The following is a 14,724-nucleotide window of genomic DNA, read 5'->3' on the forward strand; positions in this document are numbered from 1 at the left end:
TCAGGACCTCCGGGGGATCGCGCGGTAGAACGCCGTGCAGCGGCAGGAAGCGCTGTGCCTCACGCCGCCGGCGGGATCGTGCGGGTATTGCATGACCGTCCCATCATCCATCACGAAGCCCTCGCCGAAGCTGCGGACCTCGCCATCCATGCGCTTATGGTCCGGCCGCGCTTCCCGGCTGAACCCGTGGATCCATCTGCAGGTCACCGCCTCGATGTCGGGCCGGTCCAGCATCTGCCGATATGCCTCGTGCCGCCCCGCCGCCTGCGCGGTGTGGGCCTCGTTCCTCGCGATCAGCTTGCCGCGATAGTCTAGCACCCGGTCCTTGTAGCGCCCAGTGATGCGATCCACGTCAGCGGCGGCCAGCGGCTTGCCTGCCTCGATGGCCTTGCGGACCGTGCCGTCGAACCGCTTGTCGCGAAGCGCGCGCTGGAAATAGCTGCGGTCTAGCCCTTCCAGATCGCGGCGGGCGTTGATCACCCAATCCGCCTGATCGCCTGTCAGCCCGATGATCCCGCCTTCTCGCCGCCCGGTTGCTCGGCTCAGGCGCCCGGTGATGTCCAGCGCCACGGGGCGGCTGCCCCGGTTGTTCTCCATGCCGTCGAGGATCACAGCGCGCACGGCCTCGACCTGTTGCTGCTCGATCTGCCCGATCAGGTCGCCGCCGATCCTGGCGATGTCGGCCTCCGCGCGCGGGTGGCGGGCGTTGAAACCAAAGCGCCCCTCGATCCCGGAGGGCGCGAAGCCATCCACCGCCGCACCGCCGGACAGGTAGGACCGCCGCACGGCTTCCTCTAGCGGCCACAGGACGGCTTGATCGAAGCGCAGCATCTCCACGGCACCCGCGACGTCATTGGCCTCCAGCAGGGCAATCAGCCCCCCTAGATCGACCCTGCCCCGCGCGGCATAGACCGCTGCGAGAAAAGCGGCGCGGACATCGGCATCAGCCGTAGCCAGCAGCGCATCGAAGGCCGCCGCCTGTGCGCGGGTCGGAGTGCGGGCCATGGGGGATCCAATGCAAGAGCCCCAAGCGGGGCATTACGTCAGGCCTGTCGCCCTGTCAGCGGCACGCGCAAGCCACGCCGCGCGTAGCAGATCGTCATACGGTGCGAAGAAGCTGTTCGGCAGGGCCAGGATCAGCTGAGCGCCAGCAGCGTCGCCGCGCTCGATGCAGCCAGCCAGACAGATGTACCGATATTGGATCATCCGGGCAGGCTATGCGGATATTTCGGCCTCGTGCAAGAGCAGCGTGGCCCCGGGCTGCAGCGGCGAAACCAGCACGATCTCATGCGGCCTATCCGCCAGGATGATCCGGTCTCCCATGCGGGGCGCTTCGCCGTCCGTTGCGATGGTCAGCACGCGAACGCTGCGCGGGATCAGCGCCCCTTCGTCGGCCCGGCTGTAGCGGACGGTGGCCTTGTCCTCGACCACGGTCACGGTGAAGGACTGGGTCACGGGCTGTGAAGGGGTGACCTCGTCCCACGGGTATTGAGGGGCGCCTGCCGGCGCGGTGCTGCGGGTCAGGGTGGCGGGCTTACCGAAGCGCCCGATCAGCCGATCGGCAGTTGCGCGGAGGCGGGTATAATCGAAGGTCATCCGATGGCCCACAGGCCAAGGCCGGCGCAGGGCTGCACGATCAGCCCGCGCAGCGACGGACGCAGCCATGGCAGCACCAGCCCGGCGGCGTCCGCAGTGATGTCGTCGCGATAGGTGATGTCGATGCTGCCCACCTTTTCCCGGCTCGCGATCCCGGTCGCATCCTGCCCCATGAATATGCCGCGCCCCACCGTCTCGGCCGCGAGCCGGGCGGCCACGAACCCGACGCGGGTCAGGTCCATCGCCGCCAAGGGTCGCCACTCGTACGCGCCGGCAAGCCAGCGGGAAGCGGTGATCAGAGAGCTTTGCTGGGCCGAAGAGTCCGCCGTGATCCATTGGACGATCCGAGACCCGGGCAGCTGGCCAGCCGCCTCAATCTCCAGATAGCCGACAGCGTCCGACAGGCTGATGAATGACTGCGCCGTCGGGTCGACGGTCAGGTCGCCGACGACGAGGGGCATCGGTCAGCCCGCCTGACGGTCAGCAGCCACGGCGGCAGCGATGCCCGGCCACAGCGTGTCCCGCTCTTCCGCCGTGAAGGGGGCGGCATCGTCGATCAGCTCGGCATTGATGGCGCGGACGTCGGGGCGCCCGTCCGCGAGGAAGCCCGCGGGATCGATGACCGTGGCCGCCATCTTCAGCAGCTCCTGCCGATCGGGACCAGACTGGCTGGCCTGCGCGTCCTGCGCCGGGTTGGTCACGGGCGTCTTGCCCTCGGTCTCGCCGATGACCCGGCCCTTGTTCAGCAGATAGCCCGGCACGGTGTCGCCCTTGACGGTGACCTGGGTGCCGACGGGGATCTGCTTGCCCTCGCCGTCATAGACGCCGCGCTTGGTGATCTCGATTTTCATGGGGTGCTCCTCGGTTTCTGGCTGACGATCTCATGAAAGGGGCCGATGTGACCCAGCCCCTCGCTCAGACCATCAAGCAATCAGGTCGAGTGGGCGATGCCGCACTGGCCCTCGGCGTCGAACTTGATCTCGACGGCAGCGGCGGCCATCGTGACGAAATTGTACTCGTCTTCCATGTTCGCCCGGAATTGCGCGCGGGTGGTCATCGGCATGCCGCTCAGCACCTGCACCACGCGGCGGTCCTTGATCACCGCGATGATCTCATCCGGCGCCACGCGGGACGAGGGCACGACCGCTGATACGCCGCTGTCTTCCATGATGCGCTGCGCGATGGTCTTGCCGGCGTACTGGGTCGAGTAGTCCGTCGAGGTCGCATAGCGCCAGTCCAGCCAGTTTACATAGAGCGTGGCCGGGCTGTAGAAGTTGTCGGCGAAGAGCAGCGCCAGGGTGGCATTGACGTCGGCCAGCCATTCCGGCCCGGTGCAGGCGTTCAGGTCGTTGGTGGTCGACCGGGTGTTGCGGCTCGGGTGGTTGCGCAGGCCGTACAGCTGGTCGCCGCCGACAACGATGCCGGGGTTGCCGTTCAGGGTCTGCAGCTCCAGTGCCTCGGCCACCTTGCGCATCGAGTTGCTGCGCGCGGCGGGATCCAGTTGGAAGCCCTCGGTGCGCGCCGCCTCGACCTGACGCCAGCCGTAGCTGAACGTGCTGTCGAGGATCGGCAGCGGGGTGCCGTGGTATTCGAACTTGGGCTGATCGGTCCGGGCCTTGGACCGACCGTCCAGCGACACGTTGACCGAGCCGCTGTCGCTGATCGTCTGGAAGTGGTGGATCAGCTTGCCGATCGGCATCGGGGTGGAGACCGAGGCGGCCAGGTCGTTGAACACGGCCAGAACGTCGCGCTGGACCTCGATGCCCTCGCGGTCCCAGGCGCCCCAGACATCCTTGGGCAGGGGCAGCGCGTTGCCGATGATCGTCTGCCCGTGCGCGTTGGCGAGGGCGGTCTGGCGCTCGTTGAACTGGCGGCGATTGGCCAGAACGAACTCCATCTGTTCGGGAGTAAAACGAAGCATGTCCTGCGCTCCTTACGCGGCCGGGACGGTGTAGGTGTTGGCGATGATCACATCGGCCAAGGCACCCGCACTGTATGCGCCGGGGGTGTCATCGAAGAATGCCACAACGGGCGTGGCGGCGGTGGCGGCGGTCAGGCGCCCGGCAGCGCCGATGGTCAGGGGGGCGCCCTTCGCATAGGTCGCGGCGGCAAGGCGGGCCTGATAGATCTGGCCCGGCTCGAGGTGATAGGCCACGCCGGTGTCGCCGGACGCATAGGCCGTGTCGATGTCCTGGTCCTTGAACTCCATGTTCGTCAGGATCATGGGCAGCTTGGCCAGCGCGGTGGTCAGCTGGATCAGGGTGGTGGCCCCGGCCTCGACAAAGGTGCCGGGCAGATAGGCCCCCGCCACGGTCTTGTCGCTGATGGTGCGCGGCTGCCAGCCGGTCGTGACCGGGCCGCGATAGATGACGTTGCCTGCCATTTACTTGGCCTCCATGCCGGCGTTCAGATCGACGCCCGAGAACTCGTCATCCGCGTTCGTGGTGAGGGGGGCGCCGCTCAGGCCAAAGGCCTTGCCCGGCTTGGCGCGCTCGGCCAGCTTGCGGGCGGCATTCAGGGTCAGCTCCTTGGCCGAGTCCTCGTCCAGGATGTTCGCCTTGACGATGGCCGCGACGTGACCGGCCAGCTCGGCGTCGTCTTTCGCCTTCTGGTTGGTTTGCATCTCGGCCAGATTGTCGGTCAGCGGCTTGATGGCGTTGGCCACGGCCCCGGCGATGTCCAGCTTGTCCAGCGTTTCCGAGAGGGTGTTCACCTTCGCGGAAAGGCCGTCAAACTGCTCTTTCGTGACAGTCATGTCGTCGTCCTTTCTGTTTTGTGTAGATTCCCGCTCGGCAGGCAGTGCCCCCAGAATTGCGGCCTTCATTCGCTCCCAGACCGTGGCTCTTTCCAGCCGGTCAGCAGCTTCGAGCAGGCGGAGGCCTGCCCAATCCAGTTCGCGCTCGGCGTCATCGATCGCCGAGTTGATGACCTCGATGTCCTCGCCCTTCGAATTGACGAAGATGCCCACGCCCTGATCAGGGGTGGCGGCGCCTTCCTCGTTAAGGAGCAGCGCGTCATGGTCCCAGTAGATGTCGCGGGCGTCATGCTTGAAGCCCTCGCCGTTCGCCACCGGCTCGAGGCGGCACAGCAGCCCGGTCGAGGTGTGGATCGGGTCACCGGCATTGATCGCGGCCAGCACCGCCTTGCCGCCTTCGGTGCGCCCCGCGACCTCGATGTCGATCACCTTGTCGAGCAGCACCCGGCCGCCCTCCTGGCGCGCGTTCTCGTTCCAGGCGCCGATGTAGCCGACGTTGATGCCCTCGGGGTCCGACGCACTGACGAACTTGCCGTTGACGGTCGGGTGGCCGAGAGGCGCCGGGGTGCGGTTAAGCCCGGCGAAGGACTTGGCGATCTCGTCGGCGGGATAGCGGATCCCGTTCATGACCACGTTGTCGGGCAGCGTGGCCGACGGCACGACCAGCACGTCGCGCCCATTGCGCTTCTCGCTGCGGACCGCCTTGACGTTGGCGTTCGAGCGGACATTCACGCGGACCTGCTTATGCATCATCGTCTCCTTCGACGTCGTCCAGCGCATCGGGGCCTTCGCCCTCGTGCCCCGTGACCATGCGGATTTCGCCGACCGAATAGACCGGCTCCATCGGCATCTTGGCGTTGATTTCGGCCATCTTCCCGGCACGCTCGATCTTCTCGGCCATCCCGCTTTCGGTCAGGTCGGACCAGTGCAGATGCCAGTCGCGCTCGGGCAGGATGCCGAAGCCCTCCAGCCGGTTCGTCAGCGCCAGAATGTTCGGGATCACTGAATCCTTGCGGCGGGCCGCGTTGGTGCGGGCCCAGTCCATCGCGTCCTCGGTGCTGGCCCGCTCGCCGGTCTGGTTGCCCACGAGGATCTTTTGCGGGATGCCGATCGAGGCCGCGAAGGACGACAGCGCGATGGCGAAGAAGTGCTCGGGGCTGGGCAGCGTGATGCCGAGGGTCTTGGCCTCGATGCCTTGTAGCAGCAGCAGTTTGTCGAAGCCTTTTTGCCAGTCGCCGACCTGCTCATCCATCCTGTCGACCACCTCGCCGACCGGGACATTCATGGCCTCGGCCATGTCGCGCAGCTTGGCCTCTGGCGACATCGACAAGACCGGCGCCGACTTGGCGTTCTTCCAGAATCCCTCGCCGCCGGCGCCGCTGACCTTCTCCAGCGTCATGAGGTCGTTGAACCCCGGCTCGAGGATCGACCGGGCGTGAACCGTGCCGTCGCGGGACCAGAGGACCACGCGGTCGGGGTGCAGCATGAACGACCGCGTCTTCAGCTGCTGATCGTTCCCCTGCCCGACCGATGCCTCGATGAACTGGTACATGGTCGGCTGGCCGTAGTTCTCGGACGTCTCGTCCGTATCCCACTGCGCTACGGTCAGCTGCCCGGCCCATGCCGGGATGATCTCGACCAGCCCGGCCAGTCCGCCCGGCACCGTGCCCACCGGCTCGCTGAACCGCTTGCTGTCAGCCAGCCGCAAGATCGCGCCGGAATAGCCGCCCACCAGCGACATGCGGTCCGCATCGGCCAAGCGCTGCCAGACCCGCAGATCGGCGAAGCGCTGGCGGATGTCGGCCTCGACCTGGCTCTCTTTCGCCTCTTCGGTCTCCCAAAGCTCGGGCATGTCCTCCCAGGTCTTCAAGATGGTCTTTTCGACCCCGGCCCGCGCCAGCCCGTTGCGCAGGTACATCTGGTACAGCTGCATGAAGCCGACATGGTCGGGATAACCGAAGTCCTTGTAGTGGTTATGCTTGGCCTCCGGGAAATAGCCCGGGAACAGGCTTTCGATCCGCCGCAGGGCGTTCGCGATCATGCTCATTCGCGGCTCCCTAGCTGCGGTGTCGTTTCTTCAGGAACATCGCGACCTGGGCCCGCTCTTCAGTGGTCAGCTCGGTGAAGGCGCGACTTGCCGCGTCCACCTGATCTTTCCATTTGCCCATCGGGAAGGCCGCCACCTCGTCAAGGAAGCCGTCATTCCATGGCCCCTCCAGCAGGAACACGTTGCCCGCCTCGGCCTGCGCTGCGAGTGGCAGAGCGCGGGTCTCTTTGTCTCCGGTCTCGGGCGAAAAGTGATAGTCGAAGCCGGTCAGGACATGGCGCATTATGTGCTGCGCCTGCGCCTTGCCCGCCTGCCCGGGGTCTTGCGGATATGAACCGCGAACTAAACCGTATGTCGCCTGGTCCTGCTCGGCCGTCGCCTTCATCAGCCTCTCAACACCCATCGGTCCCAACTGCTCTCGCGTCGCGTCCACGACGATGAACCGCCCATCAGGGGCTCGCGCGATCAGCACTCCTGCCGTTGCAGCGGCTTCTTTGTCCTCGGTCGCAGCTAAGTCCCAGGCCCGGACGAACCGGCAGCTGGTGGGCAGTGCCTTGACGGTGCCGAACCAGCTCTTTTTGAACAGTCCGCCGCCGCGGGGAACGGGCCGCTGCTGCAGCTGGCCCGCCGTGGCATAGCTGCCAAGGGTCCGCTCCAGCTCCTTCACCTGCTCCACTGGGAAGCGGTCGGCGAACAGCAGCTCGCCTTCCGTTTCGCGCGGATCCCGGAAGCCGATCGAAGTCTCGCACCGCCGCTCGGCTTCGAACCGCATCGGCAGGCACAGATGCGTGTACGGCAGCCCCTTCGACAGGATCAGCCCCGAGGTATCGCGCTCGTGCAGGCGCTGCATAATGACGACGATGGCCGACCGGTCGTTGTTGATCCGGGTGGGCAGCGCCTCGAGGAACGACAGCTCGGCCGCCAGCAGCGCGGCGTCACTGTTCGCGTCGTCAGCCGCTAGCGGGTCATCGAGGATGACGCGATCCCCACGGGCGCCGGTCATGCTGGTGAAAGCCATGGCCTCGCGAAAGCCTGTCTGCACCGTCTCGAACTTCGTCTTCATGTTCTGGTCGTGGACCAGCGGCACCGGCCAGCGGGTCTGGTACCACTCCGACTGAATCAGCCGGCGGCACTTCACGTTGTCCCGGATCGCGAGATCCTGCTTGTGAGCCGTCGCCAGGAACCGCTTCTGCGGCATCCCCTGCGGGCCCCACTCCCAAGCGGGCCAGATCACCCCAGTCAGCAGCGACTTCATGGTGCCCGGTGGCACATTCATCAGCAGGCGGGTGATCTCGCCCCGGGTGACGGCCTCTAGATGCGCGCAGATGGCGTCCAGCGCCCAGCCCCACTTGAGCGCGGTAGCGGGCTCCAGCACGTGCCACGCACGCTTGGCGAAGGTAGCGAGCGAGCGGCGGCATGCCTCCCGCTCCAGGGCGATCAGATCAATCGCCGGAAATGTCCTCTTTCTGAGCATCAGCCACCGCCAGCATTTCCGCCAGGGCGGCGTCGGAGAGCTTTGAAACGTCGAGCGTCTGGACCGGGCCACCCTGCGGGCCGGTCAGTTCCACCTTGCTGGTCTCGCGCCACCCTGCCTGTGTTTTGAGGAAGAAGATGATCGAGGCCGTGTCGCCCTTGCGGGCCTTTTCCATCAGCTTCCCGCCGATCTCCTCGATGGCCTTGGCTTTGCCCATGTCGAACCGGGCGCGGATCTCCGGGTCCTCGGCCATGATCTTGAACAGCGTCGACCGGGCCATGCCAAAGCGGTCCGCGATCTGTTCGGCCGTAAGCACTGAGGCAAGGGCCTCCAGCTGCACTTCCTGCTCATAGGTCAGGGTCTTCGCCGGCCGCCCACCCGGGCCGCCTTCACTCCGGTCTGCCATCGTGGCCCCCATCGTCTGCCTCGCCCGTGCCGTCGCATGCCGGGCAGGTGCGTGCGCCTTCGTTGAACCAGAAGCACGGCAGATCACGTCGGGACGGATACGGGGCCGGTCGGACGGCTCCCTTGCCCTGGCACTTCTTGCAGACGCGCATGCTGGCCTCGTGAGTTTCGGAGGGGGTCCGCGCAGCGTAGGAGCCGGGACCGCACCCTCCCCGCCGAGGGAGGACCACGGCGGATAGGGATAGAAAAACCCGCCTCGCACAAGCGAAACGGGTGCATTTCGGTTATTGCAAACAGGTCTTGGGAACTAGGTGGACCATTCGCGGCTCAGGGACAATTTACGGAAAACCCTAGCATTCCAGATCCGTCGACGTTGCTATCTTGTAGGACGACCTGAACCAAGCCGTTGCCGGTATCTACTGAGATACCTTCGCCAGACTCTGCATGGACTGGGTTACTCTTACCTGCAGGCCCTGCGAGATTAAGCTGGACGCGCGGGCCAGCGGTGGTGTCGACCCGTTTCGCTCCAAACACGTATCCATCGCGACATACAGTAGCGCCTCCGCCGTCAGGTACGACAAAATCCGGGTCTGTGCTGTAACCAGCAGACGTCAATTCTCTCTGTTTGGCGTCCGCAAATCTCCGTAAGGTGCCCGCGCTCATGCTTTCGACGGCCCTTAATTCTGGACGAAGATTTTGAATCGCCAACATCAACTCAGCAGTATCACGCTGGATTGCGGCTGACGCCTTTGCATCCATTCCAACAAGCTGAGACGTGATTTTCCCGCTCAAGCTTTCAATGTTGTCAACCTTCTTCGCGATGTTATTTTGTAGCGCTTCCGCTCTAATTACCGCCGCATCTGGAAAAATCGCGTCTGAGATTTTGTCAAGAGCTTCGTCTGCAATGAAGCCTCCCAGTAGCAGTGCAACCCCGGCAGCGGCCGCTAGAGCCTTTTGTTTTGGTCCACCCGGAGGGCGCAGTCGCAGCCCGAGCCATGCGAGGCCGTCGGACTGGTCACCTGAACGAATTTTCTGCTGATCAATGCTAGCCAACGCTTCAATCTCCTAACTCACGAACGTGTTAGAGATGCAAAAGCTTAGACTTGAAAGCAAATAGAATCGTCCCAACTCACGCCGGCTTTTGTTTTACGATGTGCTGCGGCCATGAAAAAAGCGCCTCGGATCTATCCGGGCGCAGTTCGTCTCACTGCAGCAATGCAAGTTTTCATTACGCACGTCAACTAAAATTATTGTCTAGCGACTTTCCGCGCTTGGAACAGATCTGGCCGTACCAAGTTGAGCGGCCCATGAGCTGTGACCTTCATATCGCCCGCTGCCAGCGTCTGGCTCGTGCCTTGGCCGAGGCTCGTCTCAATGTGCTCAGCCATGAAGAGGAAGCCAGACGAGCGCACGCGCAGCTGCTCGACGCTCGGGCGGCACTGAGTGAGGCGCAAGCGCAGTTGGCTCATACCCAGCGCATGTATGATCAGCTTTTACTGATCCGATAAGCGTCATGGAAACCTGACTTTACCCTGCGACATGACCATGCCTCCTACCTCACGCCAAGGGGCCAGCGGCGGCAGCACATCGGTGATCGTTATCGTGTCGAGCACCCCGTCGCGTCGCAGCACAGCCCATAGGTCCAGCAGCGCCCCGCACCATGCCAGGTAATTCCTGCGCTTGGCGGCGGCCATGCTGGCGGTGCCAGTGTAGCTGATCGCACAGACGTCGCCCTTGTGTTCGCGCTTGTTCCGGTGCCGGTCGCGCCAGACCCACAGGCTTCCGGTCCGCGACACGCCCGCGACGAAGCACCCCTGGTCATTATCCCAATCCCAACCGCATGGTGTGATGGCCAGCCGCTCCCCCTGCCCCCAATCCGGCGCGCTACGGGCCCGGGCAAGCTCGGCGATCTGAGTGGCCATCTTCCGACCGCCAAGGGCATCAGGCAGCGCCTCCACCGCCGCAGCGATGATCTGGGCGTCGGGGTGGGGATCACTGGTCCCTCCCCCGTCGACGTTCACACCGACCTTGTGCCGCTCGGCCATGATCCAGATCGTGTCTACACCCGGGCGGTCGAACTCGTGCGCGCCGTACTGGTCAAAATCGAGGACGGCCTTTTCGGTCAGGAAGGCCCAAGCGAGGGCGTCCTGCACCGACATGGACCGGGTAATGCGCGAGGCGGCTGTGATGGGCTGGTGGAGGCTCATGCGGTGCCATGCCTTTCTCGCGCATCCGCGGGGGCATCAGCCCTGTTGGAGGGCATGATCGCCATGCCGTTCTTCAGGTCGATACCGTAGATGCTGATCACCGCCGGCACGGCTGACCGCTCGGCATTGGTCCGCCAGATCGGCAGACCTTCCATGGCTTCGACGTTGAATGGCTTGCCTCGCGTGATGATCGCGATCGCTTCCCGCACGATCTGGACGGTGGTGCTAATGCCAGGCTCGCCCCGCCCTGATTTTATACCGTCCAAAAACCCATCACGCATCTGCATTGTCCTTCCGGTACCGCAGTGCCACCAGCAGATGCTTCTGCCCGTCGATCGAAGGCTTGCCGTTCTGGCCGAGCACGTCCGGGCACATGAGGGCCTGCCAGCGTTCCATAACTTGGTTGAGCGACATATCCATGATGGCAGCTGCGATGCTTGCCTTGTGCCCGCTGGTCAGCAGCTCCACCAAGCGCAGGTCATCGGCGGGGGTGAACTGACCGCTCAGGCCCTCGAGGTGCTTGACGATCCGGCGCTCGGCTAGGTTCAGGGCGCCCCACGGGCGTTCGGTGGCGGGCTTGGTGGGAGCAATATCGATTTTCTTTGTATTACCCCCCGGCGCCGGCGCGGCTTTCTTGATCGCCTTTTGATCGATGGCCGGTTTAGCGGCCACGGGCGCAGCAATTGCTGGGCTTTCTTTCTTGATCGGTTCCGACACCGGGGCGGCCTTGGCCACAGGATCGACAGGGGTGTCGACCTCCCCCGGCATCGCCGAGACCGTCAGGTCTTGGTCAGACGTGGCCGCCTCATCCGCATCCGTCGGCAGTGCTCCACCTGAGGCCAGCTTGACCGCCGCATCGAACGCGTTCGGCTTGCGGGGCGCGAATACGATCTCCGGCCCGCGGTCAGGGCTGCCACATCCCCCCTGCCCCACATAGCTCGTGCCTTGGCCGGCATCGCTGAGGAACAGCTTGCGCCCGGTGGCGTCCTCGAACTCGGCCAGTGCTGCAGCCAGCCGCGCCAAGGCGCTTCCCTCGTCCATCAGCTTGTGGGCGCGGTCTGCGAGCTGCGTGACGGTCATGCTGGTGAAGTGGATGCTCATGGCAGGGGTCCTTGTGCTGGGGTTTGCGGGTTTTCCTTGGGGGGTCATGCGCTGAGCCTTTCACCGACGAAGTTGCCGCTCAGATCCGGATCCCGGCTTGCCGGACCAGCGCCCGCCCGTTCGTGGGCCTCGAACTCTGAGCAGTCCCAGATGCGCGCCAATATGCGGACGTGCCGGTTCCATTCGCTGGTGCCGATGATCTGCTCAATCGTCTCGCCTGCCGCGCGGCGGGCGCGCCGGTCCTCGAGCAGCGCCTGCTCCTCGTCGGGGAACAGTGCAAACCCCCTGTCGCGCGCCTCTGCCACATCGCGAAGCGCACCGCGACGGATCAGTTCCCGGGTTCGCAGGGCATTGCCGTAGCCCGGCATCTGACGCCCGAACTTGCCAAGCCAGTTGATCATCATGCCGATGACCTGGGCCTCCCCTGCCCCGCTCAGCGCGCCACTCGGGCGCGGGGCCTCGGCAGCGCGGCAGGCCTTGACCACCTCGCCGGGCGCCGGCCAGGCGCGGGTCGTCATGCCGGCCTCGAGGCGGCGGATCGCGTCGTGGTACCAGTCTTGCCAGCCCTCACCCGGGGTGTGGTCGAGGATGATACGCAGGAGGCCGTCCGCATCGTCCTGCATAGCCTGAGGGTTGTTGGCGATCTGGCGCGGGGGGCTGAACCGGTTGAGCCAGTTGTTGAAGCGCATCGACAGATCGGCAGCGGCGACTTGGCTGGTCATTGGCGGTACTTCTCCGGAATGTTGGCCTGGATGCCGTGGCCCTTCGGGCGGTCATCGGCGGGGCGGGGATTGTCTGACGGGCGGAGTGGAGGGGCGCGCTTTTCGGCGGCGTATCCGGCCATGGCCTCGTTCAGGACCTTGGGGCCCTTGGCGGGCGAGCCGTGGGCTCTGGCGCTATCCTTCGCCACGGTGACGATCTCGTCGTCGGTCAGGGCGAGGTCTGTGCGCCATCGACTGACGATCATTCCGGCCTCAGTCGTGATCCAGTACTTTGGGATCTGGCCGTGATGATCGAAGCCGAGGGCATGGGTGAGCCGGGGGATTATTCCCTCCCGCTCAGGCAGCCCATCAGCAGCTTTTTCAGGCGGGCCATCGGCCTCACGCGCGCTGCTGCTGCTGCTGCTGCTTTCTTTATGTAGGTTGTTGGGTTGTTGGGAAGGATGGTGCCGCGGTTCGTCCACGGTATAATCCGCGGATTGGTCCACATCATTACAATTCAGTGGCTTATCGGATTTTTCGCCGGTTTTGCGGTCGGACTGTTGCTTAACCTGACGTTCGACATAAGTGGCTTCTTGCCGTAACCTCTTAGAAATGACGACCCCATCCTCGACCGTCAGGAACTCCCTGATGACCGGCCCGATGCGGGATTTCCAAAGGCGCGGCGAGACGCGGCTGACACGGGCAAGGCGGTTGTCATCGTCTGGAAAGTCGCAGCTTTCGCGCGTCCACATCGCCATCAGAATAAGAAAGTAGGCGCCGATCTCGTCGGCCTCCAGATGCTGCGTATCGCGCTGGAAAGCATCGACCCAGATAGGGCAAGGGCGTTTTGAGCGCGATGCTTTGGCATTGAAGCTCACTCGGCACCCCCGCCCACGATCAGGTCGCGCAGCTCGCGGTCGGTGCGCGGGATTGCCTCAACCTGGACATAAGTCTCCGCGTACCGCCCCCATCGCTTTACGCACCGCGCGTCTGCCACCTGACAGTCGTCGGCCCAAGCGATCCGGCTGAGGCCGTCAGCGCAGGCTTTTTCGATATTGTCGCAGTCAGGTTTTTGCGTGTGATGCTGGCCTTCGGCCTCGGACTGCCTGCGCTTGCTCCACGATTGTGGGATGGCAAAGACCGCCACGATGCGCAGTTTGACCGGCCCCTCAATTGGGGCCGGGAAGAGTGGCCGCGCGATTTCCGCGACCTTGCGTTCAAAACCGACGGTCTCTTCGGGCGTGTACACCCGCGCCCGGCCGGCGGCGACCGTCGCCCGCGGCCTTTGTTTGGCGAAGGGCTTTCCCGGGATGGTGAACTGCACCATCAGTCGAAGTCCGACGGCTTCGGAAGGCCGGGCCGCTCGCCCTCGTCGTCACCATCTTCGTCTTCGGGCTTGGTGCCAAACATGTCGCCCTGATCCGGCTGGATGTCCGCGCCCTCCCGCTCGCCCATGAACTTTTCGCTGTCGATCATCACGACCTGGACCATCTGGCCGACGTGATCCCCGAGGACGTTCCGGTTCAGCTCGATGTTCTGGCAGGTGATCTTGGCCTCGATCCCCTTGCTGCCGCCGATCTTGACCTCGCCGAGGGTGACGACGGCATGCGGGAACTCATGGGCGGTCAGCTGGCGCACCACGCCGCGGACGAGGTTCTTGGCAGCCAGCTCCAGCCCGTTTGCGATCTCCGCCTGCTCCGCCTCGGTGCAGAGGGCCCAGCTGGTCTTCATGTGGCGGATCCGGCTCAGCATCGCGTCGCGGATGTCGCCCCGGAGGGTGTCGAGCTGCAGGGCATCCTCCTGCCCTTCCATGTCGTGGTGGATTTCGGCGTGTGCGTTCATGGGTGTGGTTCCGGTTCTGAGAGCCGCTGATCGCCGCGGCCGCGTGAGACGTGCAGAGCTGGCAGCTCCGCGCGGCTATGGGGTGTCAGGTGTCCTCGCGGGTCAGCACCGCAGCGGTCCGCTTCGCACTGTCGATGACGTCGGCGATCTGTTTGCGCGCAGTGGCCCGGCAGCCCTTGCCCATGGCCAGCTGCGTCAGCGCCATGACGGCCTCGCCGCCTTCTGCCGCCAGCTCGCCTGCCGACTGCATGAAGCAGGCAGCGTCCTCGACCTCGGGCAGCGTCTGCGTCAGCCAGCGCCGTACGGGGCGCTCCCCGACGGCATCCTCGAGGGCCATGATCTCGATCAGCGGCCAGTCCAGCTGTCCAGACTGCCGCTTGGAGATGGATCCCTTGGAGATGTCATGGCCAAGGCGGGCGCCGATCATGGCAGCGGCGGCATCGAAGCCTCCGGCCTTCTCGATCAGGTTGGCCATGAAGGCGCGGATAATCCCTCGTTCAGACATCTGAGAATCCTCTGGAAACCGCGTTTCCTTTTTTGGCCGCCGGACCCGTGGCATCTGAGCCTGGGTGGGGCTGATGGATTTGCGAGTGGAG

General features: G+C 64.8%; 19 protein-coding genes. All 19 read right to left on the reverse strand.

Annotated elements, in window-relative coordinates; genetic code table 11:
• A complete protein-coding gene (locus E4191_RS07640) occupies positions 1-1,005 on the reverse strand; it encodes a phage minor head protein (RefSeq protein ID WP_135312883.1) in 1,005 nt (334 codons plus the stop codon).
• A gap of 210 nt (positions 1,006-1,215) precedes the next feature.
• Entirely contained in the window at positions 1,216-1,596 is a 381-nt protein-coding gene (locus E4191_RS07645; RefSeq protein ID WP_135312884.1) for a hypothetical protein, read from the reverse strand.
• Positions 1,593-2,057, reverse strand: coding sequence for a hypothetical protein (locus tag E4191_RS07650; RefSeq protein ID WP_135312885.1), 465 nt, complete (start codon positions 2,055-2,057; stop codon positions 1,593-1,595). Before E4191_RS07650 ends, E4191_RS07645 begins: the two co-directional genes overlap by 4 nt.
• Positions 2,058-2,060: 3 nt before the next feature.
• Positions 2,061-2,447: a hypothetical protein gene (locus E4191_RS07655; protein WP_135312886.1), complete on the reverse strand. Its 387-nt coding sequence runs from the start codon at positions 2,445-2,447 to the stop codon at positions 2,061-2,063.
• An 80-nt stretch (positions 2,448-2,527) separates the two neighbouring features.
• Positions 2,528-3,517, reverse strand: coding sequence for a major capsid protein (locus E4191_RS07660; protein ID WP_135312887.1), 990 nt, complete (start codon positions 3,515-3,517; stop codon positions 2,528-2,530).
• Between the two features lie 12 nt (positions 3,518-3,529).
• Entirely contained in the window at positions 3,530-3,979 is a 450-nt protein-coding gene (locus E4191_RS07665) for a hypothetical protein (RefSeq protein WP_135312888.1), read from the reverse strand.
• Positions 3,980-5,131: a hypothetical protein gene (locus tag E4191_RS07670; protein WP_228461646.1), complete on the reverse strand. Its 1,152-nt coding sequence runs from the start codon at positions 5,129-5,131 to the stop codon at positions 3,980-3,982. It lies immediately after the preceding gene.
• Entirely contained in the window at positions 5,094-6,398 is a 1,305-nt protein-coding gene (locus tag E4191_RS07675) for an anti-CBASS protein Acb1 family protein (protein ID WP_135312889.1), read from the reverse strand. The genes E4191_RS07670 and E4191_RS07675 overlap by 38 nt, the downstream gene beginning before the upstream one ends.
• 10 nt (positions 6,399-6,408) lie before the next feature.
• On the reverse strand, positions 6,409-7,872 hold the full coding sequence (terL, locus tag E4191_RS07680) for a phage terminase large subunit (RefSeq protein ID WP_135312890.1): 1,464 nt from the start codon (positions 7,870-7,872) through the stop codon (positions 6,409-6,411).
• Positions 7,841-8,278 carry a hypothetical protein gene (locus E4191_RS07685; RefSeq protein WP_135312891.1) on the reverse strand — a complete coding sequence of 146 codons (438 nt, stop codon included), beginning with the start codon at positions 8,276-8,278 and terminating at the stop codon, positions 7,841-7,843. Before E4191_RS07685 ends, terL begins: the two co-directional genes overlap by 32 nt.
• A 326-nt stretch (positions 8,279-8,604) precedes the next feature.
• The gene (locus tag E4191_RS07690) at positions 8,605-9,330 is read right to left on the reverse strand and encodes a flagellar basal-body rod protein FlgG (RefSeq protein ID WP_135312892.1); all 726 of its coding nucleotides are present in this window, start codon (positions 9,328-9,330) and stop codon (positions 8,605-8,607) included.
• Positions 9,331-9,788: 458 nt separating this feature from the next.
• Positions 9,789-10,484, reverse strand: a complete 696-nt coding sequence (locus tag E4191_RS07695; protein ID WP_135312893.1) for a hypothetical protein — start codon at positions 10,482-10,484, stop codon at positions 9,789-9,791.
• Positions 10,481-10,765 (reverse strand): hypothetical protein, encoded by a 285-nt coding sequence (locus E4191_RS07700; protein WP_135312894.1) that lies wholly within the window; start codon positions 10,763-10,765, stop codon positions 10,481-10,483. Before E4191_RS07700 ends, E4191_RS07695 begins: the two co-directional genes overlap by 4 nt.
• Positions 10,758-11,585 carry a hypothetical protein gene (locus E4191_RS07705; RefSeq protein WP_135312895.1) on the reverse strand — a complete coding sequence of 276 codons (828 nt, stop codon included), beginning with the start codon at positions 11,583-11,585 and terminating at the stop codon, positions 10,758-10,760. The genes E4191_RS07700 and E4191_RS07705 overlap by 8 nt, the downstream gene beginning before the upstream one ends.
• A gap of 44 nt (positions 11,586-11,629) precedes the next feature.
• Positions 11,630-12,307, reverse strand: coding sequence for a hypothetical protein (locus tag E4191_RS07710; RefSeq protein WP_135312896.1), 678 nt, complete (start codon positions 12,305-12,307; stop codon positions 11,630-11,632).
• Positions 12,304-13,164: a YdaU family protein gene (locus E4191_RS07715; protein ID WP_135312897.1), complete on the reverse strand. Its 861-nt coding sequence runs from the start codon at positions 13,162-13,164 to the stop codon at positions 12,304-12,306. The genes E4191_RS07710 and E4191_RS07715 overlap by 4 nt, the downstream gene beginning before the upstream one ends.
• Positions 13,161-13,613 carry a RusA family crossover junction endodeoxyribonuclease gene (locus tag E4191_RS07720; RefSeq protein WP_135312898.1) on the reverse strand — a complete coding sequence of 151 codons (453 nt, stop codon included), beginning with the start codon at positions 13,611-13,613 and terminating at the stop codon, positions 13,161-13,163. The genes E4191_RS07715 and E4191_RS07720 overlap by 4 nt, the downstream gene beginning before the upstream one ends.
• Entirely contained in the window at positions 13,613-14,128 is a 516-nt protein-coding gene (locus tag E4191_RS07725; protein ID WP_135312899.1) for a hypothetical protein, read from the reverse strand. The genes E4191_RS07720 and E4191_RS07725 overlap by 1 nt, the downstream gene beginning before the upstream one ends.
• Positions 14,129-14,213: 85 nt before the next feature.
• Positions 14,214-14,633, reverse strand: a complete 420-nt coding sequence (locus E4191_RS07730) for a hypothetical protein (protein ID WP_135312900.1) — start codon at positions 14,631-14,633, stop codon at positions 14,214-14,216.
• Positions 14,634-14,724: the final 91 nt, after the last annotated feature.

It is taken from the genome of Paracoccus liaowanqingii, assembly GCF_004683865.2.
In the GTDB taxonomy this organism is placed as follows: Bacteria; Pseudomonadota; Alphaproteobacteria; order Rhodobacterales; family Rhodobacteraceae; genus Paracoccus; species Paracoccus liaowanqingii.

What these genes read in the sequence shown, in the direction of transcription:
- E4191_RS07660 (WP_135312887.1), bottom strand. Translation starts at nt 3,517, where the DNA reads ATGCTTCGTTTTACTCCCGAACAGATGGAGTTCGTTCTGGCCAATCGC.
- E4191_RS07645 (WP_135312884.1), bottom strand. Translation starts at nt 1,596, where the DNA reads ATGACCTTCGATTATACCCGCCTCCGCGCAACTGCCGATCGGCTGATC.
- E4191_RS07640 (WP_135312883.1), bottom strand. Translation starts at nt 1,005, where the DNA reads ATGGCCCGCACTCCGACCCGCGCACAGGCGGCGGCCTTCGATGCGCTG.
- E4191_RS07670 (WP_228461646.1), bottom strand. Translation starts at nt 5,131, where the DNA reads ATGCGCTGGACGACGTCGAAGGAGACGATGATGCATAAGCAGGTCCGC.
- E4191_RS07705 (WP_135312895.1), bottom strand. Translation starts at nt 11,585, where the DNA reads ATGAGCATCCACTTCACCAGCATGACCGTCACGCAGCTCGCAGACCGC.
- terL (WP_135312890.1), bottom strand. Translation starts at nt 7,872, where the DNA reads ATGCTCAGAAAGAGGACATTTCCGGCGATTGATCTGATCGCCCTGGAG.
- E4191_RS07675 (WP_135312889.1), bottom strand. Translation starts at nt 6,398, where the DNA reads ATGAGCATGATCGCGAACGCCCTGCGGCGGATCGAAAGCCTGTTCCCG.
- E4191_RS07720 (WP_135312898.1), bottom strand. Translation starts at nt 13,613, where the DNA reads ATGGTGCAGTTCACCATCCCGGGAAAGCCCTTCGCCAAACAAAGGCCG.
- E4191_RS07650 (WP_135312885.1), bottom strand. Translation starts at nt 2,057, where the DNA reads ATGCCCCTCGTCGTCGGCGACCTGACCGTCGACCCGACGGCGCAGTCA.
- E4191_RS07710 (WP_135312896.1), bottom strand. Translation starts at nt 12,307, where the DNA reads ATGACCAGCCAAGTCGCCGCTGCCGATCTGTCGATGCGCTTCAACAAC.
- E4191_RS07665 (WP_135312888.1), bottom strand. Translation starts at nt 3,979, where the DNA reads ATGGCAGGCAACGTCATCTATCGCGGCCCGGTCACGACCGGCTGGCAG.
- E4191_RS07730 (WP_135312900.1), bottom strand. Translation starts at nt 14,633, where the DNA reads ATGTCTGAACGAGGGATTATCCGCGCCTTCATGGCCAACCTGATCGAG.
- E4191_RS07655 (WP_135312886.1), bottom strand. Translation starts at nt 2,447, where the DNA reads ATGAAAATCGAGATCACCAAGCGCGGCGTCTATGACGGCGAGGGCAAG.
- E4191_RS07685 (WP_135312891.1), bottom strand. Translation starts at nt 8,278, where the DNA reads ATGGCAGACCGGAGTGAAGGCGGCCCGGGTGGGCGGCCGGCGAAGACC.
- E4191_RS07700 (WP_135312894.1), bottom strand. Translation starts at nt 10,765, where the DNA reads ATGCGTGATGGGTTTTTGGACGGTATAAAATCAGGGCGGGGCGAGCCT.
- E4191_RS07695 (WP_135312893.1), bottom strand. Translation starts at nt 10,484, where the DNA reads ATGAGCCTCCACCAGCCCATCACAGCCGCCTCGCGCATTACCCGGTCC.
- E4191_RS07725 (WP_135312899.1), bottom strand. Translation starts at nt 14,128, where the DNA reads ATGAACGCACACGCCGAAATCCACCACGACATGGAAGGGCAGGAGGAT.